The 24,047-nt window shown below is 69.6% G+C and carries 19 protein-coding genes; 13 read left to right on the forward strand and 6 right to left on the reverse strand.

Going from position 1 to position 24,047, the window contains the following annotated elements; genetic code table 11:
- Positions 1–108: 108 nt before the first annotated feature.
- Entirely contained in the window at positions 109–927 is an 819-nt protein-coding gene (locus I8J32_RS04550) for a M48 family metallopeptidase (protein ID WP_207526789.1), read from the reverse strand.
- A 147-nt stretch (positions 928–1,074) separates the two neighbouring features.
- Here I8J32_RS04550 and I8J32_RS04555 point away from each other — a divergent pair, with 147 nt between their 5' ends.
- Positions 1,075–1,881 carry a right-handed parallel beta-helix repeat-containing protein gene (locus I8J32_RS04555; protein ID WP_200614816.1) on the forward strand — a complete coding sequence of 269 codons (807 nt, stop codon included), beginning with the start codon at positions 1,075–1,077 and terminating at the stop codon, positions 1,879–1,881.
- 244 nt (positions 1,882–2,125) lie between these two features.
- Positions 2,126–2,941 (forward strand): right-handed parallel beta-helix repeat-containing protein, encoded by an 816-nt coding sequence (locus I8J32_RS04560; RefSeq protein ID WP_200614815.1) that lies wholly within the window; start codon positions 2,126–2,128, stop codon positions 2,939–2,941.
- 149 nt (positions 2,942–3,090) lie between these two features.
- Here I8J32_RS04560 and gyrB read toward each other — a convergent pair whose 3' ends face one another.
- The 4 genes from gyrB to dnaA all read right to left on the reverse strand — a co-directional run bounded on the left by gyrB (position 3,091) and on the right by dnaA (position 10,555).
- Positions 3,091–5,556 carry a DNA topoisomerase (ATP-hydrolyzing) subunit B gene (gene gyrB / locus I8J32_RS04565; protein ID WP_200614814.1) on the reverse strand — a complete coding sequence of 822 codons (2,466 nt, stop codon included), beginning with the start codon at positions 5,554–5,556 and terminating at the stop codon, positions 3,091–3,093.
- Positions 5,557–5,677: 121 nt separating this feature from the next.
- Entirely contained in the window at positions 5,678–6,814 is a 1,137-nt protein-coding gene (gene recF, locus I8J32_RS04570) for a DNA replication/repair protein RecF (protein WP_207526790.1), read from the reverse strand.
- Positions 6,815–6,918: 104 nt separating this feature from the next.
- Entirely contained in the window at positions 6,919–8,019 is a 1,101-nt protein-coding gene (dnaN, locus tag I8J32_RS04575; protein WP_200614812.1) for a DNA polymerase III subunit beta, read from the reverse strand.
- 1,192 nt (positions 8,020–9,211) lie between these two features.
- Complete coding sequence (gene dnaA, locus I8J32_RS04580) at positions 9,212–10,555, reverse strand: chromosomal replication initiator protein DnaA (protein ID WP_200614811.1); 1,344 nt, start codon at positions 10,553–10,555, stop codon at positions 9,212–9,214.
- Positions 10,556–10,883: 328 nt separating this feature from the next.
- Here dnaA and rpmH point away from each other — a divergent pair, with 328 nt between their 5' ends.
- The 5 genes from rpmH to I8J32_RS04605 all read left to right on the forward strand — a co-directional run bounded on the left by rpmH (position 10,884) and on the right by I8J32_RS04605 (position 16,024).
- Positions 10,884–11,024: a 50S ribosomal protein L34 gene (rpmH, locus tag I8J32_RS04585; RefSeq protein ID WP_031374044.1), complete on the forward strand. Its 141-nt coding sequence runs from the start codon at positions 10,884–10,886 to the stop codon at positions 11,022–11,024.
- A 148-nt stretch (positions 11,025–11,172) separates the two neighbouring features.
- Complete coding sequence (gene rnpA, locus I8J32_RS04590) at positions 11,173–11,640, forward strand: ribonuclease P protein component (protein ID WP_200614810.1); 468 nt, start codon at positions 11,173–11,175, stop codon at positions 11,638–11,640.
- 38 nt (positions 11,641–11,678) lie between these two features.
- Positions 11,679–13,388 (forward strand): membrane protein insertase YidC, encoded by a 1,710-nt coding sequence (yidC, locus tag I8J32_RS04595; protein WP_200614809.1) that lies wholly within the window; start codon positions 11,679–11,681, stop codon positions 13,386–13,388.
- Between the two features lie 102 nt (positions 13,389–13,490).
- Complete coding sequence (gene mnmE, locus I8J32_RS04600) at positions 13,491–14,840, forward strand: tRNA uridine-5-carboxymethylaminomethyl(34) synthesis GTPase MnmE (RefSeq protein WP_200614807.1); 1,350 nt, start codon at positions 13,491–13,493, stop codon at positions 14,838–14,840.
- Positions 14,841–14,983: 143 nt separating this feature from the next.
- Positions 14,984–16,024: an energy transducer TonB gene (locus I8J32_RS04605; RefSeq protein WP_200614806.1), complete on the forward strand. Its 1,041-nt coding sequence runs from the start codon at positions 14,984–14,986 to the stop codon at positions 16,022–16,024.
- A gap of 259 nt (positions 16,025–16,283) precedes the next feature.
- Here I8J32_RS04605 and I8J32_RS04610 read toward each other — a convergent pair whose 3' ends face one another.
- The gene (locus I8J32_RS04610; protein WP_200614804.1) at positions 16,284–17,618 is read right to left on the reverse strand and encodes an APC family permease; all 1,335 of its coding nucleotides are present in this window, start codon (positions 17,616–17,618) and stop codon (positions 16,284–16,286) included.
- A 205-nt stretch (positions 17,619–17,823) separates the two neighbouring features.
- On the opposite strand from I8J32_RS04610, the gene I8J32_RS04615 reads away from it, so the two are divergent.
- The 6 genes from I8J32_RS04615 to I8J32_RS04640 all read left to right on the forward strand — a co-directional run bounded on the left by I8J32_RS04615 (position 17,824) and on the right by I8J32_RS04640 (position 23,968).
- Positions 17,824–19,170, forward strand: coding sequence for an amidohydrolase (locus I8J32_RS04615; RefSeq protein WP_207526791.1), 1,347 nt, complete (start codon positions 17,824–17,826; stop codon positions 19,168–19,170).
- Positions 19,171–19,268: 98 nt separating this feature from the next.
- Positions 19,269–20,084, forward strand: a complete 816-nt coding sequence (gene queF, locus I8J32_RS04620; RefSeq protein WP_200614802.1) for an NADPH-dependent 7-cyano-7-deazaguanine reductase QueF — start codon at positions 19,269–19,271, stop codon at positions 20,082–20,084.
- Positions 20,085–20,163: 79 nt separating this feature from the next.
- Positions 20,164–20,514, forward strand: coding sequence for a LysM peptidoglycan-binding domain-containing protein (locus tag I8J32_RS04625; RefSeq protein WP_200614801.1), 351 nt, complete (start codon positions 20,164–20,166; stop codon positions 20,512–20,514).
- Between the two features lie 46 nt (positions 20,515–20,560).
- Complete coding sequence (locus I8J32_RS04630; RefSeq protein WP_200614800.1) at positions 20,561–21,067, forward strand: hypothetical protein; 507 nt, start codon at positions 20,561–20,563, stop codon at positions 21,065–21,067.
- Between the two features lie 526 nt (positions 21,068–21,593).
- Positions 21,594–22,592 carry a DUF3300 domain-containing protein gene (locus I8J32_RS04635; protein ID WP_207526792.1) on the forward strand — a complete coding sequence of 333 codons (999 nt, stop codon included), beginning with the start codon at positions 21,594–21,596 and terminating at the stop codon, positions 22,590–22,592.
- A gap of 464 nt (positions 22,593–23,056) precedes the next feature.
- The gene (locus I8J32_RS04640) at positions 23,057–23,968 is read left to right on the forward strand and encodes a DUF2950 domain-containing protein (RefSeq protein WP_200614798.1); all 912 of its coding nucleotides are present in this window, start codon (positions 23,057–23,059) and stop codon (positions 23,966–23,968) included.
- Positions 23,969–24,047 lie beyond the last annotated feature (79 nt).

The raw sequence follows: 24,047 nt of genomic DNA on the forward strand, positions 1-24,047 counted from the left end.
GCAGACCTGCGGGGGCAAGACGGGCCCGGGAGGCCCGAAGGGGGCCGTCAACCTATCAGAAACGCGCGGTCAGGCGAAACAGGGTCATCCGGTGTCGTGAAGCCCGGTTTATCCGCACCTGGGCGTATGGCCGGCCGCGCGCGCCTGCTGGTAGGTCGGCATCAATCCCGACGCCCGGGCGCGCAGCTCCTGGATGCGCGAGCGCGGGTCCGGGTGGGTGGACAGCCATTGCGGGGGCCGGCTGCCGCCGCTGGCCGCGATCATGTTCTCCCACAGGCCGATCGCCTGCTGCGGATCGAAGCCCGCCTTGGCCATCAGCTGCTGGCCGACGACGTCGGCTTCCGATTCCTGCTGGCGGTTGTTGGGCAGCAGGAAGCCCGCCTGCACGGCGGCGCCACCGAGCTGGCCGGCCGCACTGGCCGCGCCCTCGCCATAGGCCGAGCCGACGATCGCACCGACGATGCCCAGGCCGGCCTGCGCACCCATCTGACGGGTGATGCGTTCGTCGTGGTGCCGCGACACGACATGGCCGATCTCGTGGGCGACGACGGCGGCCAACTGGTCCTGGTTGCGCGCGACCGAGAAGATCCCCGTGTACAGGCCGACCTTGCCGCCCGGCAGGGCGAAGGCGTTGGGCGAGTTGTCGACGAACAGCGCCGTTTCCCAGTTGTACTGCCAGTTCGGGGGCAGTTCGCGCGTGACCGCGTTGACGACGCAGCGGACGTACGCGTTCTGGCGCGCGTCGCTGCTCTGCGGCTTCTGCGCCTTGGCCTGGTTGAACGCCTGCACGCCCATGGCGTTGAGCTGTTCCTGCGACACGGCCCCGACCTGCTGCGTGCGTCCCGTCGGCGAGGTGGTGGTGGCGCAGCCGACGACGGCCGTCGCGATGGCGGTGGACAGGCAGGCGGCAAGGAGCAGGCGCTTCATCGTGGAGATCCATGACTGGGGGTTGCATCGCTTGTAGCCCGGCCCGGATTAACGCTTCGTCAACTCTTTCACGAGGGCCGGGGTAGCGTTCAGCAGCGTCGTCGTGGTCTTCACGGCGCCGCGCCCGTCCCCACCTGGAGTGCTGCCATGGTCCGACCCGTCCTCCTGATCGCGGTGCTGCTGGCCGCGCCGCAGCTCGCCCACGCGGCGCGCAGCTACGACAACTGCACCGGCTTCATCGACGCCTTGCCCGCCACCATCAGCACGCGGGGCACGTGGTGCCTGCGCGCGGACCTGGATACGGCGCAGAGCAGCGGCGGGGCGATTACGGTCAACGCGGACAACGTGGTCGTGGACTGCAACGACCATCGCCTCAGCGGACTGGCCGGCGGCGGCAACACCATCGCCAGCGGCGTGGTGTCGCGCCAGGCCGACCGCCACAACATCACCGTGCGCAACTGCAGCATCCAGGGTTTCCGCTACGGGGTCGCACTGATCGGGTTCTCGCACCTGGTCGAGGGCAATACGGTCGAAGCGTCGACGTACGTGGGCATCGCCACGCGCGGGCAGGGGAACGTGGTGCGCGACAACCTGGTGCGCGACACCGGCGGCCAGGCCAACACGCCCACCGCGTACGGCATCACCGTCATCGGCGGCGAAGGCGTGGCCATGGACAACACCGTGGTGTACGTCGACGGCGGCGCGCCCGGCGCGCAGGGCGACACCTATGCGTACGGGATCATGCTCCAGCGCGGCGTCGTGCAGCGCAACCGCATCCTGCGCATGCAGTTCATCGGCGTGGGCATCCAGGGACTGGAAGCTCCGATGATCCTCGACAACGTGGTCTATGGCGGATCGGCCGAGTCCGGCGTGGCCATCAGCGGCGGCGGCGGCACCTGTCGCGGCAACCAGGTCGCGCAGTGGGAAGCCGACTACCTGTCCTGCACCTTCTGATTGGGACCGCGCCGCCCGACCGCGACGACGCGATTCGCATCGCGCCTGGCGTGACGCGAGCGTGCATGCGTGCGAAGGCCACGGCACGGCCGCCTTCGCGTCCCGTGCATCTTCCCCAACCAATCCCTACCGGGACAGTTGCATTTCACGGAGCCGCGTTGGGGGCGGGGTTAAGTCTCGTGACGCCTCGGGGGATAGGCAAGTGAGTTTGACCTCCCCACAAATCCTGAAAGGAGATAACAAGATGATCATCGGTCGTTCACTCGCCGCCCTCGCACTCGCCGGCCTGGCATACGCAGGCCAGGCGTCGGCAGCGGAAAGCTATGAAAACTGCACGGGCTTCATCGATTCGCTGCCCGCCACCGTCAGCACCACGGGCACCTGGTGCCTGCGCGCCGACCTCCACACCACGTTGAGCAGCGGCGCCGCCATCACGGTGACGTCCGACAACGTGACGGTCGACTGCAACGATTTCCGCCTCAGTGGCCTGGAAGTCGGCGTGGGCAGCTATGCGACCGGCATCGCCGCCAGCCAGCAGGCCCGCCACAACATCACCGTGCGCAACTGCCGGGTCGAAGGCTTCCGTTACGGTATCGCCCTGATCGGCTTCTCGCACAACATCGAGGACAACATTGTCGAGGCCAACAACTACGTCGGCATTGCCACGCGTGGCGAAGGCAACGTGGTGCAGAACAACCTGGTGCGCGACACCGGCGGCCAGCCGGGCATGATCGCCGCATACGGCATTGCGATGTTCGGCTTCTACGGTTCGGCGCTGAACAACACGGTCATCGGCGTCCACGGCGACGACGAAACCGACAACGCCTACGGCATCGCGATCGAGCGCGGCTCCGTCCAGGGCAACCGCGTGATGAACCTGGCGGCGATCGCCACCGGCATCCGCTCCTACGACTACAGCGTGATCCGCGACAACGTCGTCATCCACGGCACCGGTTCGGGCGTGGCCATCGATGGTGGCAACGGTCGTTGCCGCGACAACGACATCTTCGGTTACGAAGAGCGCTTCACCAACTGCGCGGGTCCGGAAAACGAGCTGTGAGCCAGCGCGTCCGTTGACGAGGACGGACGCGAAGACGGGATTGCGCGCATCGGCGGATGAAAGTCCAGGGTGGCGTGGATCCAGCGAGGCGTGACAAGAAAAAGGGCGCGAATCATCGCGCCCTTTTTCGTGGCCGGATGCAGCGCGCCTCACACGTCGAGGTTGGCCACCTTCAGCGCGTTCTCCTCAATGAACTCGCGGCGCGGTTCGACCACGTCACCCATCAGGGTGGAGAAGATCTGGTCGGCGGCCACCGCGTCCTCGATGCGCACCTGCAGCAGGCGGCGCGTATCGGGGTTCACCGTGGTGTCCCACAGCTGTTCCGGGTTCATTTCGCCCAGGCCCTTGAAGCGCTGGATCTGGCGGCCCTTCTTGGCTTCCTCGAGCAGCCAGGCCTGCGCCTGGGCAAAGCTGTCGATCGGCTGTTCGCGGTTGCCGCGCACGATCTTCGCGCCCTCGCGGACCAGGCCATGCAGTTGCACGGCGGCCTCGCGCAGCGCCCGCAGCTCGCCGCTCTCGAACGCGGCCAGCGGGATCACCTGGGTGAGTTCCTCGCCCATGTGGCGGCGGGTCACCAGCAACGCACCCTGGCGGGTTTCGCTGGCGGGGTGCAGGTCGATCCGGTAGCGCGGCTTGCCCAGTCCCTTGCCATTGAGACGCACGGCCAGGGCCTCGAACTTCGCGCCCAGGTCGGCGGTGTTCTCCGGGAGGTGCGCGTGGTCGAGCGGCGCGAAGTCGATCAGCGCCTCGAGCACGCTGGGGTCGTAGCGGTGCGCGTTGCGGTTGATCGCCTCGCGCGCGCCGGCGTAGGCCAGCAGCAGCTTCTCCAGCGCGAGGCCGACGATCGGCGGTTCGTCGGTGGCGGGCACCAGCGAGGCGCCCTCCACGGCATTGCCGGCCAGGTAGGCGTCCAGCGCCGCGTCGTCCTTGAGGTAGAGCTCGGTCTTGCCCTGCTTGATCTTGTACAGCGGCGGCAGGCCGATGTAGATGTGCCCGCGCTCGATCAGCTCCGGCATCTGCCGGTAGAAGAACGTCAGCAGCAGCGTGCGGATGTGCGAGCCGTCGACGTCGGCGTCGGTCATCAGGATGATGCGGTGGTAGCGCAGCTTGTCCGGGTTGTACTCGTCCTTGCCGATGCCGGTGCCCAGCGCGGTGATCAGGGTGCCGACCTCGGCGCTGGCGAGCATGCGGTCGAAGCGGGCGCGCTCCACGTTGAGGATCTTGCCCTTGAGCGGCAGGATCGCCTGCGTCTTGCGGTTTCGGCCCTGCTTGGCCGAGCCGCCCGCCGAGTCACCCTCGACGATGAACAGCTCCGACTTGGCCGGATCCTTCTCCTGGCAGTCGGCCAGCTTGCCCGGTAACCCGGCGATATCCAGCGCGCCCTTGCGGCGGGTGAGGTCGCGGGCCTTGCGGGCGGCCTCGCGGGCGCGGGCCGCATCGACGATCTTGCCCACAATGGCACGGGCCTCGTTGGGGTGTTCCTGCAGGAACTCCTCCAAACGTGCACCGAACGTGTGCTCAACTACCGGCCTGACCTCGGAACTGACCAGTTTCTCCTTGGTCTGCGAGGAAAAGCTGGGGTCCGGCACCTTCACCGACAGCACGGCGATCATGCCTTCGCGCATGTCGTCGCCCGACAGCGCGACCTTGGCCTGCTTGGCCAGGCCGCTCTGCTCGACGTAATTGGTCAACGTGCGGGTGAGGGCGGCGCGGAAGCCGATCAGGTGGGTACCGCCGTCCTTCTGCGGGATGTTGTTGGTGAAGCAGAACATCGTCTCCTGGTAGGAGTCGGTCCACTGCAGCGCCACGTCGACGGTGATGCCGTTCTGCTCGCCCGACACGGAGATCACGTTGGGGTGCAGCGGGGTCTTCAGTTGCGCCAGGTGCTCGACGAAGGAGCGGATGCCGCCGGCGTATTCGAAGGTGTCGCGCTTGCCTTCGCCACGCTCGTCGATGAGGGTGATCTTGACGCCCGAATTGAGGAACGACAGCTCACGCAGGCGCTTGGCCAGGATGTCGTAGTGGAATTCGACGTCGGTGAAGATTTCCACCGCCGGCTTGAAGCGCAGCAGGGTGCCGCGGCGGGCGGAGGGTTCGACCTGCTTGAGCGGGTACAGCGGCTCGCCCAGCGCGTATTCCTGGCGGTGGTGGAAACCATCGCGCCACACGTCCAGCCACAGGTGCTCGCTCAGCGCGTTGACCACCGACACGCCCACGCCGTGCAGGCCGCCGGAAACCTTGTAGCTGTTGTCGTCGAACTTGCCGCCGGCGTGCAGCACGGTGAGGATCACCTCGGCCGCGGAAACGCCTTCTTCCTTGTGGATGTCGACCGGGATGCCGCGGCCGTTGTCCGAGACCGAGCAGGAGCCGTCGACATGGAGGATGACGGTGACCTCGTCGGCGTGCCCGGCCAGGGCCTCGTCGATCGAGTTGTCCACGACCTCGAACACCATGTGGTGCAGGCCCGTGCCGTCGTGCACGTCGCCGATGTACATGCCGGGGCGCTTGCGCACGGCCTCCAGACCCCGCAGCACGGTGATCTTGCTGGAGTCGTAGGTCTGGACGGGTTCGATCGGCGCGGGGTCTTGCGAGGGGTCGTGCTCGGTCTGGGTCATGTGTGCAGCAGGCTCCGGCGACGCCGGACGCGGCGCGGGCCGCGGGCGTCGTTATCGCGTCAGGTATTGAGTCCGGAGTATACCGGGCGGGGGCCCGGTTCTGGACGTCGTGGGCCGCCGCTCAGGCTGGCTGGACAGGCAGCAGTTGCCCTTGTTCCACGTGGAACAGCGTCAAAGGGGCGTCGAGTCCGGCCAGGGCCGCCGGTGCCTCGGTGCCGGTGATGAATACCTGGGCGCCACTGGCGACCAGATGGCGGAGCACGCGGGCCTGGTGCGCCCGGTCGAGCTCGGAGGCCAGGTCATCCAGAGCGACCACGGGCCACTCGCCGCGGTCGGCCGCGTAATGCTCGGCCTGGGCGAGCAGGGCGGCCAGGGCAGTCAGCTTCGCCTGACCCCGGGACAGGGCTTCCCGGCCGGGCAGGCTGGACAGCTGCAGCGCCCAGTCCGCCCGGTGCGGGCCCACCGTCGTATGGCCGCTGACCAGGTCGCGGTCGCGGGCGAGCAGCAGTGCGTCGGCGAGGGACATCTCCTCGCGGCGCCAGCCGGGCAGGTAGCGCAGCCCCACGGGGCCCAGATGGGAGGCCAGTTCGGCCATGAGTGCCTCGAACCCCGGGACCAGGGCGTCGAGGTAGAGCTGCCGATGCCGGGTCAGGGCCTCGCCGGCCTCGCCCAACTCCTGGTCCCAGGCATCCAGCTGGGCATCCCGCGCCCGGGCCTTGAGCAGGGCATTGCGTTGCTTGAGCGCCCGGGCATAGCGCCGCCAGAGGGGTAGGAACTCAGGTTCCACGTGGAACAAGCCCCAGTCGAGGTAGCGTCGGCGGTGTTCGCTGCCGCCACTGACCAGCGCGTGGCTGCCGGGATCGAAGCTGACCACGGCCAGGGCGGCGCAGAGCTCGCCCAGATGACCCACGGCCTGGCCGTCCAGGCGCCCGGTCCAGTCCTGGCCGGAATGGCGAAGCCCTGCCTTGCGGCTGCGCCAGGTCGGTTCGGCCACCATCGGCAGGGCCGCGGGGCGGCGGCCACGGGCCGCTTCGTCCCATTCGACGAAGACCTCCAGCGCCGGCGCGCCCGCCTCGACCAGACCGTCGCGGACGCGGCCCCGGAAACTGCGCCCGTAGGCCATCAGATGCAGGCCTTCGAGCACGCTGGTCTTGCCGGCGCCATTGTCGCCGGTGATCAGGTTCAGGCCAGGCCCGGGCCGCAGGCTCACATCGGTGAAGCGGCGCAGGTGGCGAAGGTCGAGGCGGGTGACGCGCATGGATTCACTGTAAGACGGGAACCGCGACCCGTGCGCGGGTGCGGACGGGGAAAAGAAAACGCCCGGACGGGCCGGGCGTTTGTTTCACGTGGAACACGAGCCGATCAGAGCCGGAGCGGCATCACCACGTGGCGGCAGCGCTCATTGGAGGCTTCCCGGACCAGGGCCGAGGAATTGGCGTCGCGCAGGGCAACCACGACGTTGTCGTCGCGCAGGGCGGTCAGGGCATCGAGCAGGTAGTTCACGTTGAAGCCCACCGCCAGGTCCGAAACCCGGGTGTCGGCCTCGACCTCTTCCTGGGCCTCTTCCTGCTCGGGGTTGTGCGCGCTGATCTTCAGCTGGCCGGGCGACACTTCGACCCGGACGCCGCGGTACTTCTCGTTCGACAGGATCGCGGCCCGCTGCAGCGCGGCGCGCAGGACCTCGCGGTCGATCCGCACTTCCTTGTCGGCCCCGATCGGGATCACGGCCTCGTAGTCGGGGAAGCGCCCATCGATGAGCTTGCTGGTGAAGGTGACATCGTCGCGCTTCACGCGCAGGTGGCTGCGGCCCATTTCCAGCTCGACCTCACGCTCGCCGCCTTCCAGCAGGCGCTGCAGCTCGGTCACGCCCTTGCGCGGCACGATGATCTGGCGCTTGGTGCCGCTGCCGCCTTCCAGCGGGGCTTCGCACATGGCCAGGCGATGGCCGTCGGTGGCCACGCAGCGCAGCGAGCCTTCGCGCAGGTCGAACAGCAGGCCGTTGAGGTAATAGCGCACGTCCTGCTGCGCCATCGCGAACGCGGTGCGCTCGATCAGCTCCTTCAGGCCGGCTTCCGGCACGCGCACGCGCTCGGTGGCTTCGACCTCGTCGATCGACGGGAAATCGTTGGCAGGCAGGGAGGCCAGGGTGAAGCGCGAACGGCCGGCCTGCACCGTGACCTTCTCGGCCGACTGGGAGATCGTGACCTTGCTGCCGTCCGGCAGGGCACGAACGATCTCGAAAAGCTTGCGGGCCGGGATCGTGGTTTCCCCGTCCTGGGCGTCGTCGACGTTCACGCGGGAGACCATTTCCACTTCCAGGTCCGTGCCGGTCAGCGAGAGCTGTCCGTCCTTCACCTGGACCAGCAGATTGGCCAGCACGGGCAGGGTCTGCCGGCGCTCGACGACATTGACCACCTGGGCCAATGGTTTCAGGAACACTTCGCGCTGCAGGCTGAAACGCATTCGATGCCGCTCCCCGATTTCCTAGAACAAGATTAGTGAATAAATCAAAAGCATGGTGATGATGGAACCGCGCAAAATCGCGGGAAACCTATCCAAGCCTTTGATTCAAAAGAATAAAACGTGCAGGACAACCGGGCTGGAAAGCCACCGGGAGATCCGGGACAAACTGTGGATAAGTTTCCGCGACGTCGGCCGCGGGCGACTTGTCCACACCTTGTCCGCCCTTAGTCCTCAAGCAGCTGTGGACAAGCGGCGCCATCCACCGGATGTCCACAACCCTGTCCTCCCGCCGGAACCCCGTCCGGACTGGCCTGGACGCAGGTATCCACAACACAGGTGCGAACGATACCGCGCCTGCACGGGCTGCGCAGCGGGAAAACCGAAAATGTTGCGATCGCGGAGGCCAACAGCCACTAGTGATGGCGGTGCAGGGGGCCAGGCAGGCCCCAAATGCTACCTCTGGACGTCGTGGGGGCGAATGCAGCAGTGGGTTTTGCCCGATGAGCCTCCAGGCCTCATCGGCGAAGTGGTGCAGCCTCAGCTTCAAGGCTCCAGGACCCATCGCCAGGGCTCCGGGCCTCAACGCCAGGGCTCCGGGCCTCAACGCCAGGGCTCGGCGACCGCGGACCGCAAGGTTGCGAACCTCGTCGACAAGGTTCCCAGCCTCGACGTCGGGCTTGTGCAACCTCATCAACAAGGCTTCGAACCTCATCGCCAAGGTTCCGAGTCCCGTCCTCGCGGTTCGGTGCGCTCGGATTTGAGGCTTTCAACCTCATCGCCAGGGTTCCAGGCTTCGACGTCGAGGTTGGGAACCTCACCGACAGGGTTCCGGATCTTGTCGCCGAGGTCTGCGACCCCGACTTCGGGGCTTCGAACCTCGTTGTCAGGGTTGGCGACCTCGACGTCGAGGTCCGGAACCTCATCGACAGGGTTGGCGACCGCAACGTCGAGGTTTCCGAACCTCGTCGCCCAAGGCGGCCGCTCGGGTGGGAGGCGCCGGCAACCCCGCCAGGGCGAGGCAGCCCAAGCCCGACAGAGGCCCAGGGAGCTGCGTCGAAGCGGGCCGCGCCCCTTGCCGTGCCCTGGGCCGTGACTGCAACCGGCGTCCGCTGCTGCCGCACCGCGGCGACCAGGTCGCGCAAACGAAAAAGCCCCGCATCGGCGGGGCTTGCTTCGTCTGGGGCTGGCGGCGTCACTCGCTCAGCTTGCGGATCAGCTTGTCCCAGTCCTCGCGCAGCTTGCCGTCGGTTTCCAGCAGGCCGCGGATCTGGCGGCAGGCGTGCAGCACGGTGGTGTGGTCGCGACCGGCGAATGCGTCGCCGATCTCGGGCAGGCTGTGCTCGGTCAGTTCCTTGGCCAGCGCCATCGCCATCTGGCGCGGGCGGGCGAGCGAACGCGTGCGGCGCTTGCTCAGCAGATCCTTGATCTGCAGGCCGTAGTAATCGGCCACGACCTTCTGGATGTTGGGGATCCCGATCGCCTGCTGCTGGGCGCGCAGCAGGTCGCGCAGGGTTTCCTGGGCGAACTCGGTGGTGATCGCGCGGCCGGTGAAGTTGGCGCGGGCGGTCAGCGTGTTGAGCGCGCCTTCCAGGTCGCGCACGTTGCTGCGCATCTTCTTGGCCAGCAGGAAGGCGACATCCTCGGGGATGCTCGCGCCGCGCTCGCGCGCCTTGGACAGCACGATCTGCGCGCGCGTCTCGAAATCGGGCGGATCGATGGCCACCGACAGACCCCAGCCCAGGCGCGACTTCAGCCGCGGCTCCAGGCCTTCCACTTCGCGCGGGAAGCGGTCGCAGGTCAGGATGATCTGCTGCTTGCCGTCGATCAGCGCGTTGAAGGTGTGGAAGAACTCCTCCTGCGTGCGGTCCTTGCCGGCGAAGAACTGGATGTCGTCGATCAGCAGCGCGTCGACCTGCTGGAACTGGCGCTTGAACGTCGCCATGCCGTGCGTGCGGTCCTGCAGCGCCTTCATCAGCGAGGCCAGGAACTGCTCGCTGCGCAGGTAGAGCACGCGCATGTTCGGGTTGGCCGCGCGCATCGCGTTGCCGGCGGCGAACATCAGGTGGGTCTTGCCCAGGCCGGTGCCGCCGTACAGCAGCAGCGGATTGTGGGCGCGGTCGCCGGGCGCACGCGCGGCCTGCATGGCCGCGGCGCGGCCGAGCTGGTTGCTGCGGCCCTCGACGAAATTCTCGAAGGTGTAATGCGCGTCCAGGTGTCCGTCGAAGGGTTCCTGGCGCGCCTCGTCGGCGCCGCCGCGCACCACGATCGGATCGGCCGTGGACGCGCTCGGGGAGGGGGCACGGGGCAGGGCGCCGATTTCCAGCTGGACCTCGCCGCTGCCGGCGAAATAGCTGAGCAACTCGCGGATGCGCGCCAGGTAGCGTTCGCGGACGTGTTCCACGACGAACGCGTTGGGCGCGTACAGCACGGTGACGTCGTCCCGGCGGGTCGCCTGGAGGGGCTTGAGCCAGGTATGGACGTCCTCGACCGGGTACTCGGCTTCAAGGCGTTCGAGGCAGCGGGGCCAGGCTTCCATCTTGTGTTCGGGGATGACCACGCGGGTTCTAATCGAGAAAGCCACGGCAGCCACGATGCAGGGCATCGCGACGCATACGGGGCGGGGGTCGATCAGACTATCACGGCGCCGCAGCTGCGCAGCCACCGCCCACGCCCGTGCCGGCCGGTGCCGATCGAAGGTCGCCGCCGCCCCGCGCCGGGCCCGCGCCACGCCGGGCGTGCATCCGGGAGGGAACCGGGGCATCCTGCGCGGCCCGTCGCCGGCCCCGGACCGTGGCGGTTGACCCGGCCCCGGCCCGCCGCTAGAATCCGCGGTCTTTTCCGTCGTTTACGCCGAGCCGCCCACCATGGCCACCAAGCGCACTTACCAGCCCAGCAACCTCAAGCGCAAGCGCGACCACGGCTTCCGTGCCCGCATGGCGACGGCCGATGGCCGCAAGATCCTGGCGCGCCGTCGCGCCAAGGGTCGCAAGCGTCTTTGCGCCTGAGCGCAAACCGCCGCGCCTGACCTGCCGGCGTTCGCGCCGGCACTCGCCGGCGCTGCCCGCGCCGGTCGCATGACAACTTCCGCACTGCCTGCCCCAAGCGGCTCTTCACGGGTTTCGTGTCCATGAGCTGCGTGTCGAGCGCGTCGTCATGAACGTGCGCTTTCCGCGGCAGGTGAGGGTGCGCGCCAAGGCCGACTTCGATCGCATCTTCGCCCAGGGCCGTCGCGCCGCGACGCCGCGCCTGGCCGTGCACTGGCATGCCACGCCCACGCCCGCGCGCATGGGACTGGCGGTGTCGCGCAAGGTCGATCCGCATGCCGTCGGTCGCAACCGCATCAAGCGGGCGTTGCGCGAAGCCTTCCGTCACCACCGCGAGCAGTTCGCGCCGGGCGACTACGTCGTGGTGGCGCGCCCGCCCGCGCGCGAGGCGACGGGCGAACAGCTCCAGCGCCACTTCCTGGACCTGCTGCGCCGGCTGGGCGCATTGCCGCCCATCGCCACGGCCGGCACAATGCCGCCCGCTGCCGAACTTCCGGCGGCAGATCCATCCGCTGCCAACACATTTGCTGCGCCCGCCCGGCTTGCATCGCCCGACGCCGGCCCCACCTCCGCCTGATATCGCCGACTCATTCGTCGGCTGAGCCTGCCTGCCCCATGAATTCGACCCGCCTCTTCCTTCTCTTCGCCTGGCTGATGGTGGCGACCCTTCTCTGGATGGAATGGGGCAAGGAACAGGCGGCGCCGGTCACTCCCGCCGTGGCCACCACGCCCGCGGGGACCGTCGCGCCGACCGGCAGCGCCGGCGTGCCCAGCGCCAACATCCCCACGGCCACCGGCACCGTGCCCGCCGCCCCGGGCAGCACCCCGGCGCCCGTCGCGGCTTCGGCCACGCCCGAGGCCGCCCCGGCGGTGACCGTCGAAACCGACGTGCTGCGCGTGACCATGACCGGCGGCGAGCTGCGCCAGGCCGATCTGCTGCGCTACCCCAGTGAAGCGGCCAAGGACAGCGCCCCGGTCCGGCTGCTCTCGCCGGAGGGCACCCATTACTTCGTCGCGACCACCGGCTGGCACAGCGACGCCGGCCCCGCGCCGGAAACCACCGGCTTCGTGCTCGCCGGCGCCAACGCCGGGACGGCCTTCCGCCTGGCGCCCGGCCAGAAGCAGCTCGTCGTGCCCTTCGTCTGGAACGGCGCCAACGGCGTGAGCATCCGCCGCGAGTTCGTGTTCGAGCGCGGCAGCTACGTGGTGCAGGTCCGCGACCAGCTGCGCAATGCCGGCTCCGCGCCGTGGCAGGGCTATGTCTACCGCGGCCTGACCCGCGCGCCTCGCCCGGTCGCGGGCTCGGGCCCGATGAGTCCGGAGAGCTACAGCTTCCAGGGACCGGCGTGGTGGGACGACAAGTACGAGCGCTGCAAGTACGAGGACATCGGCGACGACTGCAAGCTGGGACGCGAGGTCAAGGGCGGCTGGATCGGCATGCTGCAGCACCACTTCTTCGGCAGCTGGATCCCGCAGAAGGACCAGGCCGCGCTGTTCGACGTGTCCCAGGCCGGCGGCCACTACACCATCGACGCGCGCGGACCTTCGTTCAACGTCGCCGCGGGCGGCAGCGCCGACAGCTCCGCGCGGCTGTGGATCGGCCCCAAGCTGGTCAACCAGATGGAGGCGCAGGACATCCCGGGCCTCAAGCGCGCCGTCGACTTCAGCAAGTTCGACACCATGGCCACGCTGGCCGAGGCGCTGTTCTGGGTGCTGGAAAAGCTGCACGCCCTGGTCAAGAACTGGGGCTGGGCGATCGTCGGCCTGGTGGTGCTGATCAAGATCCTGATGTTCCCGCTGTCCACCGCGCAGTACAAATCGATGGCCAAGATGCGCAAGTTCCAGCCGCGCATCAAGCAACTGCAGGAACGCTACGGCGAAGACAAGCAGAAGCTGCAGATGGCGATGATGGAGCTGTACAAGAAGGAGAAGATCAACCCGGTCGGCGGCTGCCTGCCGATCCTGATCCAGATGCCGGTGTTCCTGGCGCTGTACTGGATGCTGTCGGAATCGGTCGAACTGCGCCATGCGCCGTGGATCGGCTGGATCACCGACCTGACCGCGCGCGATCCCTACTTCGTGCTGCCGGTCATCAACATCGCGGTGATGTGGTTCACCCAGAAGCTCACGCCGATGGCGCCGGGCATGGATCCGATGCAGCAGAAAATGATGCAGTACATGCCGCTGGTGTTCGGCGTGCTGTTCGCCTTCATGCCGGCCGGCCTGGTGCTGTACTGGATCACCAACGGCACCCTGGGCCTGCTGCAGCAGGCCTGGATGACCCGGCGCTACGCCGAGCAGCCGGCCAAGCTGCTGGCCGACTAGCACGGTCGGGTCACCGCCCCGCCGTTCCGCGCAGGCCCGCCTTCATGGCGGGCTTGTCGCATCCGGGTCACCCCTTCGGCCCGCCTTTCGTACAGTAGGCCCATGACGCCGACCGACACCATCGCCGCCATCGCCACCGCGCCGGGCGCGGGCGGCGTGGGCATCGTCCGCCTGTCCGGTCCGCGCTCGGCCGCCATCGCGCAGGACATCTGCGGCCGCCGGCTGCGGCCGCGGCACGCGCACCATGCGGTGTTCCGCCACGCCGACGGCGAGATCATCGACGATGGCATCGCGTTGAGCTTCCGCGCACCGGCCAGCTACACCGGCGAGGACGTGGTGGAACTGCAGTCCCACGGCAGTCCCGCGGTCCTGGAGCAGCTGCTGCAACGCGCGGTCGGCCTGGGCGCGCGGCGCGCGCGGCCCGGCGAGTTCAGCGAGCGCGCGTTTCTCAACGGCAAGCTCGACCTGGCCCAGGCCGAGGCGGTGGCCGACCTGATCGCCGCGGCCGACGGACGCGCGGCGCGCGCCGCCCGGCGTGCGCTCGACGGCGAATTCTCGCGTCGCGTGGACGCCCTGGCCGCCGACGTCCTGGCGATCCGCGTGCACGTCGAGGCGGCGATCGACTTCGCCGATGAACCCATCGACACGCTGGGCGGTGCGCAGCTGCGCGCGCGCATGGCGGCGGCGGCGCAGGCGCTGGACGACCTGCTGGCGGCGGCCCAGCGCGGCCGTCGCCTGCGCGACGGCCTGCACGCGGTGATCGTCGGCCCGCCCAACGCCGGCAAGAGTTCACTGCTCAATGCACTGGCAGGCAGCGACCGCGCGATCGTCACCGACATCGCCGGCACCACGCGCGACCTGCTGCACGAAGTGGTGCGCATCGACGGCGTCGAACTCACGCTGGTGGACACGGCGGGCCTGCGCGAAGGCGGCGATGCGATCGAGCGCGAAGGCATGCGTCGCGCCCGCGACGAACTGGCGCGCGCGGACCTGGCGGTGATCGTGCTTGATGCGCGCGCGGCCGAAGCCGGTGCGCGGGCAGTGGCCGATGCGATCGCGAACGTGCCGCGGCGCGTGTGGCTGTTCAACAAGATGGACCTACTTGCCGGCCCGCCCGCCACGCTGCCGCAAGGCCAGGCGCAGGACGAGCATCTGCAGGTGTCGGCGCACACCGGCCGCGGCCTGCCCGAACTGCACGCCACCCTGCGAAGGCTGGCCCACGGCAACGACGCGGGCGAAGGCGCGTTCACCGCGCGCGCCCGCCATGTGGACGCGCTCGAACAGGCCCGCGATGGCCTGGCGCAGAGCCGGCTCCAGCTGGACCATGAGGCCCTCGATCTGGCCGCCGAGTCGCTGCGCGCCGCGCACGACGCCTTGGGAGAGATCACCGGCCGGGTCCGGGCAGATGACCTTCTTGGTCACATTTTCTCCAGTTTTTGTATCGGAAAGTGATCACGCGCACACCCGGCCGGCCCTATGCGCGTGAAGTCCCGCGTTGTCAACGCTTGCCGTCGGTTTCTGCTTGACAAACCCCGGTGGCTGGGGCGTCACTAGTGCTGTGCGCATCCAGCGCGCACCTCAGGGGACCTCAAAAAATGACTGCTGCACACCACTCGGCCCGGCCCGCACGCCGGCCTCTCGCATTCCAGATTGCCGCCGTTTTGAGCCTGGGCCTGGCCCTGGCCGCATGCGGCGGCGGCGACAAGCCCGCGGCGACGGATGCTGCCACCACGGCGACGGAAGCGCCGGCGCCCACGCCCGCCACCGCCGTCTCGGCCCAGGTACAGGCACTCACCGAGGACCAGCTGCGCGCCAACGCGAGCAAGGCCTACAGCGAGAACCGCCTGTACGCGCCCGCCGGCGACAACGCAGTGGAGTACTACCTCGCGCTGCGCGACAAGGCACCGGCCGACGCCGCCGTGTCCAGCGCGCTGACCGACCTGCTGCCGATGACCGTCATCGCCATCGAGCAGAGCGTCAACCGCGACGATTTCAGTGAAGCCAACCGGCTTGCCGCGCTGCTCGAGAAAGCCGACGCGCAGCATCCCGCGCTGGCCCGCCTGAAGGCGAGCATCGCCGAGCAGCAGGCCACCTCCGCGCAACGCGCGCAGGCGCTGACCGCCGAGGAAGAAGCCCGCAAGCAGCGCGAGATCGAAGAACAGCGCCTGGCCGACCAGAAGAAGCAGCAGGACGAAGCGGCCAAGAAGCTGGCCACGCAGCAGGCCGCCGTCGACAAGGCCGCAGCCGACCGGGCCGCGGCTGACAAGGCTGCCGCCGACAAGGCCGCCGCGGACAAGGCTGCGGCCGACCGTGCCGCCGCCGACCGACGCGCCGCCGAGGAACGTACCGCCGCTCCGGCCGCCACCGCCTCGGCCAGCCCGTCGGACCTGCGTCCGGTGTCGATGCCCGCGCCGAAGTATCCGGCCGAAGCCCTGCGTTCGCGCACCTCCGGTTCGGTCCTGGTCGAGTACACCGTCGGCACCGACGGCACCGTTACCGCGGCCCGCGTGGTGCGTTCGCAGCCGGCCCGCATCTTCGACCGCGAAGCCGTCAACGCCGTCCGCAAGTGGCGCTTCCAGCCGGTGTCCGCACCGGTCACCACGCGCCGCGAGATCAGCTTCAGCCCGCAGGGCTAAGCGTCAGTGTGCGCAGAGGACTGAGCAACACCAGCTCGCGCTTTCCTCCGCGAACCAAACGGAAGCCCGGCGAAAGCCGGGCTTCTTGTTTCTGCGCAGGAGATTCCTCCGCGCGCGCCTGCGGTGCCGTTGATCAACGCACCATCAGTTCGCCAGGTCGATGGCCGGGCAAATCACGGCCCAGACGCCGACGCGGGAAACGTCGGGCATCGCATGGAGCCGCGATGGAACGGATCTGCCGGTCATGATGCGCAACCGCTCACGCCGCCTTCGTCCGCGCGCCGCGTCGCAGCAGGTAGAACATCACCAGCACCGCCAGCGCGATGCCGATGGCGAGCCATTCCTTCTGCGTGAGCGTGGTGACGATGGCGAGCATCGCCAGCACCGCGATGGCCGGAATCAGCGGGCCGCCCGGCAGCACGAAGGGTGCATCGCCGCGCTCGCGCAGGTCCAGGCGTTGCGCGCGCCACGCCGCGAGGCTGACCAGGCCGTAGACCAGGCAGATGGCGCCGCCGGAAATCAGCGCCAGCGCGTCGAAGTTGCCGGCGATCGCCAGCACCCAGGCCAGGCCCGCATGCACCACCAGCGCCCACAGCGGCACGCGATGGGCGGCGCTGACGGTGCCGAAGATCCGCGGCAGGTAGCCGTCGCGTCCGAGCGCGAACACCAGTCGCGAGGAGCCGAACAGGTTGCCCATCAGGAAACCGGTCATCGAGATGCAAGCGGTGATCAGCAGCAGCACGCGGCCCGGTCCCCACAGCGCGCCGGCGGTGTCGGCCACGGGCACGCCGCTGGTCGCCAGCGCCGGGCCGAGCAGGCCCTGGCCGACGATCTGCAGGCCCAGGTACAGCAGCACCACCAGCACGATGGCCACCATGGTCGCGCGCGGCACGTCGCGCGCGGGATCGTTGATCTCGCCCGACGGTACCAACGCGGTCTCCATCCCCGAATAGGCGAACATCACCAGCACCATGGAGGCCCCCAGCGCGCCCCACGAGGGCACGTCGCCGATGGTGAAGCTGACCTGGCTCCAGTCGACCAGGAAGATGCCGATGCCGGCCAGCAGGAACAGTGGCGTGAGCTTGAGCGCGGCCAGCGTGGTGATCGCACGGGCGCCCAGCTTCACGCCGAAGGCATTGAGCGCGAACAGCGCGGCGTAGACCGCGGTGAGCAGCAACGCGCGCGGCAGCGGGGGCGCGAAGGCCGGGACCAGGTTGGCGACCTGCACCGACAACGCCGCCGCCACGCCTGCGCTGGAGGTGAAGTTGCTGATCCACATCAGCGCGCCGCCGATGAAACCGGCGAACGGGCCGAACGTCGCGCCCAGGTAGCTGTAGGGACCGCCGGTGACCTGCACCCGGCTGCCGACCGCGGAGAAGCACAGCGCGATGGGAATGATCGCCAGCGCCCCGGCGATCAGCGCCAGCGGCGCGGCCGCGCCCATCTGGGCGGCCAGCGCGGACGGCATCCGGAAGATCCCGCCGCCGACGATCACGTTGATCACCGCCGCGGTGAGCGCGAAGCTGCCGACGGCCCGCAGCAGCGCGGCGTCTCCGTGCAGGGGCGCCGGGGGTGCGGATCGCGAATCGTTCATGGACAGGCTCCGACGGACAGAGCCGCAGCCTCGCACGCGCGACGACCCGATTCCAAGGCCTGCCCGCCGCCATCTCCCGTCCGGCCGGCGACACACGCCGCGATGTCGATCGGCTGTGCGCATCCGGGCGACCCGGCGACGGCCGCGTCCGTCGCGCCCGGCCCACGCTAGGATCGGCGCTGGCCTGTCCTTCCGTGGAGTTCACATGCGTCGACTGTCTCCCCTGCTGCTGGCGCTGGGCGCCGCGGGCGTCCTGCCCGTCCATGCCCAGGACGCCGCGCCCGCGCAGCGACCGGAAGTCGCCGCGGCGGCGCGGTCGCTGCAGGACAAGGTCGTGGCCTGGCGGCGTGATTTCCACGCCAATCCGGAACTGTCCAACCGCGAGCAGCGCACCGCGGCCAAGGTCGCCGAACATCTGCGCAGCCTGGGCCTCACCCCGCAGACCGGCATCGCGCACCACGGCGTGGTCGCGATCATCAAGGGCGGCAGGCCCGGACCGCGGGTCGCGCTGCGCGCGGACATCGACGCACTCCCGGTGACCGAGCAGACCGGTCTGCCCTATGCGTCGAAGGCGACGGCGCAGTTCAACGGCCAGACCACCGGCGTGATGCACGCCTGCGGCCACGACGCGCACACCTCCATCCTGCTGGGCGTCGCCGACGCGCTGGTGGCCATGCGCGAGCAGCTGCCCGGCGAGGTGATGCTGGTGTTCCAGCCGGCGGAGGAAGGCGTGCCCCCGGGTGAAACCGGCGGCGCGCCGCAGATGCTCGCCGAAGGCCTGTTCAAGACCTTCAAGCCCGATGCGATGTTCGGCCTGCACGTGTTCTCCACCGTGCAGGCGGGCCAGCTCGCCGTGCGCCCGGGCCCGTTGATGGCCGCGTCCGACCGCTTCACCATGACGGTGAAAGGCCGGCAGACGCATGGTTCGCGTCCCTCGGGCGGCATCGATCCGGTCGCCGCCGCCGCCGACATCGTCGGCAGCGCGCAGACCATCGTCAGCCGCCGCACCGACATCGCGCGCCTGCCGGCGGTGGTGACCTTCGGCACCATCCACGGCGGCATCCGTTTCAACATCATTCCCGACGAAGTGACGATGTCCGGCACGATCCGCACCTTCGACCCGAAGGTGCGCGAGGCGATCTTCGCCGACCTGCGCAACGTCGCCACCCACGTGGCCGCCGCGCATGGTGCGCAGGTGGACGCGAAGGTGCCCGACGCCGAAGGCAACCCGGTCACGGTCAACGACGCCGCGCTCACCGCGCGCATGCTGCCCAGCCTGAAGGCCGTGGCCGGCGCGGACAACGTGGTCGAACCGTCGCTGCAGATGGGCGCGGAGGACTATTCCTACTTCGCGCGCGAAGTGCCGTCGATGTATTTCTTCGTCGGCGCCACCGCCAAGGGCGTCGACCCGGCGACCGCGCCGAGCAACCATTCGCCGAAGTTCCTGCTCGACGAGTCGGCGCTCGACCTGGGGCTGCGCGCGATGCTGCAGGTGACGCTGGATTACCTGGAACAAGGCGCCACCGGCAGCACCGCGGCGTCGGCGCCGTAAGGCGGCGGGGTCGGCATGCCTTCGCGCCCCGCGGCTGGTCGGGGCGCGATCGAGTCGCCGTGCGCGCGGCCGGCGTCCGGCGCACGTAAAATCGCCGGATGAGCATGCAAGACCTGCCGCTGGGCCGCCACGTCGACTACCCGCGCGAATACGATCCCGCGCTGCTGTTCCCGATCGCGCGCAGCCTCGGCCGCGCCGGGATCGGCGTCGAGCCGTCCCGCCTGCCGTTCATCGGGGTCGATCGCTGGCACGCCTACGAACTGAGCTGGCTGGACCGGCGCGGCAAGCCGCAGGTGGCCACCGCGACCCTCGAAGTCCCGGCCGATTCGCCGAACCTGGTCGAATCCAAGTCGCTCAAGCTCTACCTCAATTCGTTCAACGCCACCCGCATGGCGGACCCCGACGCGCTGCGCGAGCGCATCGTCGACGACCTCAGCCGTGCCGCCGGCGCGCCCGTGCGCATGGCCTTCGGCCTGCCGCCGATCACGCCGCCGCGGGCCGACGTCGTTGCGCTGGACGCGCTGGAGATCGACATCACGCACTACGGTCCGCCCGACGCCACGCTGCTGCGCGTGCAGTCGGACGAGCCGGTGCACGAGACCTTCAGCAGCGCGCTGCTCAAGTCCAACTGCCCGGTGACCGGGCAGCCTGACTGGGCGCAGGTGGTGATCGACTACCACGGCCCGCGCCTCGACCCGGCCGGCCTGCTGCGCTACCTGGTGTCGTTCCGTGACCACGCCGAATTCCACGAGCAGTGCGTCGAGCGGATCCACACCGACCTGATGGCCCGGCTGCAGCCGCGGGCGCTGGGCGTGGAAGCGCGCTACACCCGCCGCGGCGGCCTGGACATCAACCCCTGGCGGGCGACCCCGGGCATGGCCACGCCCCGCTGGGTCCGCGACGAACGGCAGTAGGCCGTCGCGGCCGCGATACTCCCTTAACAATTGGCGTGCGACTTTTACCCGTCATTCCGACGTGTGCAGGGAGCCCACCATGAGCCCAGACAAGCGCCCCGACTTTTCCAACGTGAAAAGCGGCTCCGGAACCACCGAGCCTTCGCGGCCCGACTTCTCCAATGTCCAGTCCGGCGCAAGTTCGACCGAACAGATCACCGGCGGCGGCGGCGGCACCGGCGGGATGGCCGAACGCAGCTACACCGTCGTGCAGGGCGACACGCTCTCCCACATCGCCAAGGCCCATTACGGCAAGCCGGGCAAGTGGCACGCGATCTTCGACGCCAACCGCGACCAGATCGACGATCCCGACAAGATCTTCCCGGGCCAGGTGTTGAAGATTCCCGCGCTGGACCTGGACAAGGACGGCGACGCGGACTGGCGCAGCTGAGCCCCTCGCGGCACCCATCCACTTCCACTCCCACAAGGACGCTCGCATGAATCGCAATGCCCTGACCGCCGCCCTGCTCGTCGCCGTGCTCGGCACCGTCGCCGTGACCGGTTGCAAGAAGAAAGAACCCGTCGCGCCGGCGGCGCCCATGCCGACCACCACCGAGCCCGCCCCGATGCCCGCACCGACACCGGCGCCGGCCACCGCGGCCACCGCGACGGTGACCGGGATCGACCTGGGCAACACCATCGGCGCCGACATGAAGGTCGGCACGCCCGCCACCACCTTCGCGCCGAAGGACACCATCCACGTGTCGGTCGCCACCAGCACCAGCGATCCGGCCGCCTCCGTGCCGGGCAAGCTCGGCGTGCGCTGGACGCACCTGGACAGCAACCAGGTGGTCAGCGAAGACACCCGCGACGTGACGCTGACCGGTACCGGCAACACCGAATTCCACATCGCCAAGCCGGATGGCTGGCCGACCGGCAAGTACAAGGTCGAAGTGATGCAGGACGGCAACGTCGTGCAGTCGCGCGAGTTCGAGATCAAGTAAACCGTCTCTCTCCGCAATGCGGGCAAGCCGGGCGCGACTGCAAGGTCGCGCCCTTTTTTTGCCTGGCCGATGGCGATCGCACGTCCGCGTGCCGCCGCAGGCCGTCCACCGCGATGACACCTGGCACTACTGGCGTCGCGCGCCGGACATCGCCACGCACGGTGTCGCAAACCTGTCTGGCACCACGCGCCGGTTGACGTGGCCGGGCGCAGCGCAGGCGGCGGCGCATAGGACCTTTGTCCCATGCCACCACGCGCCGCGCGCCGCGGCCCGGGACTTATGATCCGCGCAGAACGAGCGGCGTCCCGTGCGGGCCCGCGATCGTTGCGCGGTACTTGCGATGGGAGCGTCCCAATGCGCAATCCAGTTCGACCAGTCCTGCTCGTGGCGTTGTTGACGGTGGCCGCCGGCTGCAACAAGCCCGCCACGCCGCCCGCGACGACCGCGGCCCCGGCCGCCACGCCGGCCGCACCCGCACCCGCACCCCGCCGCGCAGGCGCCCCCGCCCGCCGCCGCGCCCCAGACGGTGTTCCGCCGCGAGGAACTCGACCAGATGGTCGCGCCGATCGCGCTGTACCCGGACGAGTTGCTGGCGCAGGTGCTGATGGCGTCGACCTACCCGGGCGACGTCGCCGACGCCGTGGCCTGGTCCAAGGCCAATCCCAACGCCAAGGGCGACGACGCCGTGCGCCAGGCCGGCAGCCAGCCGTGGGACCCGAGCGTGCAGGCGCTGGTCGCCTTCCCGCAGGCGCTGACCGTCCTGGGCCAGGACCCGGGCTGGGTGCAGCGCCTGGGCGACGCCTTCCTGGCCCAGCCGGGCGACGTCATGGACGCGGTGCAGCGGTTGCGGCAGAAGGCGCAGACCGCGGGCAACCTGCAGACCAACGAGTACCAGCGCGTGAGCATGGAAGCCGCGCCGCCGGCACCGGCCCCGGCCGTGGGTGGCGTGATCGAGCAGGCGCCGGCGCAGACCATCATCATCGAGGCCGCGGATCCGGAAGTCGTCTACGTCCCCAGCTACAACCCCACCGAGGTCTATGGCAGCTGGGACTATCCCGCCTACCCGCCGCCGTATTACCCGCCCTCCCCCGTACTGGTATCCGGGCTCGGCGCTGATGACCGGGCTGGCCTGGGGCACCGGCATCGCGATCGCCGGTTCGCTGTGGGGCGACATGGATTGGGGCGGCGACGACATCGACATCGACGTCGACCGCTACAACAGCATCAACACCAACCGCCAGATCAACCGCGGCGACAACAACTGGCAGCACAACGCCATCAACCGCGACGGCGTGCCCTATCGCGACAACGCCAACCGCGAGCGCCATGGCCGGCAACTGGACGACAGCGCGCGGCGCGACAGTTTCCGCGGCGACGACCCCGCCCGGGCACGGTCGCGCGAAGCGGCGCGCAGCCAGATGCAGTCCCGTGGCATCGAGCCGGCACGCGACAACCGGCAGGCCCGCGACCAGGCGCAGCGCGCATCGCGCGACATGCGCGACAACGCCGGCAGCCAGGGACGTGATGCCCAGCGCGACCAGGCCGCACGCACCGCGCGCGACCGCTCGCAAGGCCAGGCCCGCGACCAGCAACGCCAACGCGCGGCACAGACCGCACGTGACCGGCCGCAGCAGACGCGCGATCGCCAGCAGGCCGGGCAGGGTGCGCGCGACCGGCAGGGCGGCCAGGGCCAGGGCCAGCGCCAGCGCTCGCAGAGCAACTCGCAGGCGCGCGACTCGGCGCGGCGCCAACAGCAGTCGCGCAGCCAGGGCTCGCGCAACAACGCGTTCGAAGGCGCGCGTGAACCCTCGCGCTCGCGTGCGCAGTCCGAGCGCGGCCGTTCCAGCCATGCCTCCTCGCAGCGTTCCTCCGGTTCGCGCGGCGGCGGCAGCCAGGTATCCCGCCAATCCCGCTCGCCGCAGCGCCAGGGCGGCGGATCCCGTTCGCCGCAGCGCCAAGGGCGGCGGACGTCGTTAAGGAGAGGACCACATGAACGCCTGCCTGCGCACGATCGTGCTCATGACGGTGGCCCTGCTGGGCCTGGCATCGCCGGCGCGCAGTCGCGCCCAGCAGGCCTATCCCACCGCGGAGGCCGCCGCCGAGGCGCTGGTCGCCGCCCTGGGCACCCAGCGGGCGGACGCGGACAAGCTGGCCGCGCTGCTGGGCAAGGACTGGCGCGACTACGTGCCGATCGAAGGCGTCGAACGCGCCGACGTCGAGGCCTTCCTCGCCGGCTACCGCGAACGGCATGCGATCCGACCGGGCACGGAGGGACGCGTCAGCCTGGTCGTCGGCAAGAACGACTGGGTGTTCCCGATCCCGCTGGCAAAGCGGACCGGCGGCTGGGCGTTCGATGTCCGCGCCGGCGCCGATGAGATCCGCGACCGCCGCGTGGGCCGCAACGAACTGGCGACGGTGGAATCCGCGCGCGCCTACCACGACGCGCAGAACGACTACGCGCGCGTGGACCGCGACGGCGACGGCGTGCTCGAGTACGCGCAGAAGATCTTCAGCAGCGATGGCCAGCACGACGGCCTGTTCTGGGCCGACGACGACGGCGCCGAACCCAGCCCGCTCGGCCCGCTGTTCGCCGAGGGTGCGTCCGGCAGCGACTGGCACGGGTATCACTACCGCATCCTCAGCGCGCAGGGACCGTCGGCCCCGGGTGGTGCGTACTCCTACCTGCTGGGCAAGAACATGAGCCGCGGCTTCGCGCTGGTGGCCTGGCCGGCCAAGTACGGCGACAGCGGCGTGATGAGCTTCATGATCAGCCACGAGGGCCAGGTGTTCGAGAAGGACCTGGGCCCCGGCGGCGAGAAGCAGGCGATGGCCATGACCCGCTTCGACCCGGACAGCAGCTGGCAGGAAGTGAAGCCGGCCGCCACGGCCGCCACGCGCTAGGCCGCGGGCGGGGACCTCGCGCGCCCTGCGCGCGGGCGCGCATGACCAAGACCCAGACACCCCCGCGCCTGCGCGGGTG

This window comes from Lysobacter solisilvae (genome assembly GCF_016613535.2).
GTDB lineage: Bacteria > Pseudomonadota > Gammaproteobacteria > Xanthomonadales > Xanthomonadaceae > Agrilutibacter > Agrilutibacter solisilvae.

Coding starts and splice junctions, on each gene's coding strand:
- I8J32_RS04615 (WP_207526791.1), top strand. CDS start 17,824: ATGCGTCGACTGTCTCCCCTGCTGCTGGCGCTGGGCGCCGCGGGCGTC.
- gyrB (WP_200614814.1), bottom strand. CDS start 5,556: ATGACCCAGACCGAGCACGACCCCTCGCAAGACCCCGCGCCGATCGAA.
- queF (WP_200614802.1), top strand. CDS start 19,269: ATGAGCATGCAAGACCTGCCGCTGGGCCGCCACGTCGACTACCCGCGC.
- I8J32_RS04555 (WP_200614816.1), top strand. CDS start 1,075: ATGGTCCGACCCGTCCTCCTGATCGCGGTGCTGCTGGCCGCGCCGCAG.
- I8J32_RS04560 (WP_200614815.1), top strand. CDS start 2,126: ATGATCATCGGTCGTTCACTCGCCGCCCTCGCACTCGCCGGCCTGGCA.
- dnaA (WP_200614811.1), bottom strand. CDS start 10,555: ATGGAAGCCTGGCCCCGCTGCCTCGAACGCCTTGAAGCCGAGTACCCG.
- mnmE (WP_200614807.1), top strand. CDS start 13,491: ATGACGCCGACCGACACCATCGCCGCCATCGCCACCGCGCCGGGCGCG.
- yidC (WP_200614809.1), top strand. CDS start 11,679: ATGAATTCGACCCGCCTCTTCCTTCTCTTCGCCTGGCTGATGGTGGCG.
- I8J32_RS04630 (WP_200614800.1), top strand. CDS start 20,561: ATGAATCGCAATGCCCTGACCGCCGCCCTGCTCGTCGCCGTGCTCGGC.
- I8J32_RS04550 (WP_207526789.1), bottom strand. CDS start 927: ATGAAGCGCCTGCTCCTTGCCGCCTGCCTGTCCACCGCCATCGCGACG.
- I8J32_RS04625 (WP_200614801.1), top strand. CDS start 20,164: ATGAGCCCAGACAAGCGCCCCGACTTTTCCAACGTGAAAAGCGGCTCC.
- recF (WP_207526790.1), bottom strand. CDS start 6,814: ATGCGCGTCACCCGCCTCGACCTTCGCCACCTGCGCCGCTTCACCGAT.
- I8J32_RS04610 (WP_200614804.1), bottom strand. CDS start 17,618: ATGAACGATTCGCGATCCGCACCCCCGGCGCCCCTGCACGGAGACGCC.
- dnaN (WP_200614812.1), bottom strand. CDS start 8,019: ATGCGTTTCAGCCTGCAGCGCGAAGTGTTCCTGAAACCATTGGCCCAG.
- I8J32_RS04640 (WP_200614798.1), top strand. CDS start 23,057: ATGAACGCCTGCCTGCGCACGATCGTGCTCATGACGGTGGCCCTGCTG.
- I8J32_RS04605 (WP_200614806.1), top strand. CDS start 14,984: ATGACTGCTGCACACCACTCGGCCCGGCCCGCACGCCGGCCTCTCGCA.
- rnpA (WP_200614810.1), top strand. CDS start 11,173: ATGAACGTGCGCTTTCCGCGGCAGGTGAGGGTGCGCGCCAAGGCCGAC.
- rpmH (WP_031374044.1), top strand. CDS start 10,884: ATGGCCACCAAGCGCACTTACCAGCCCAGCAACCTCAAGCGCAAGCGC.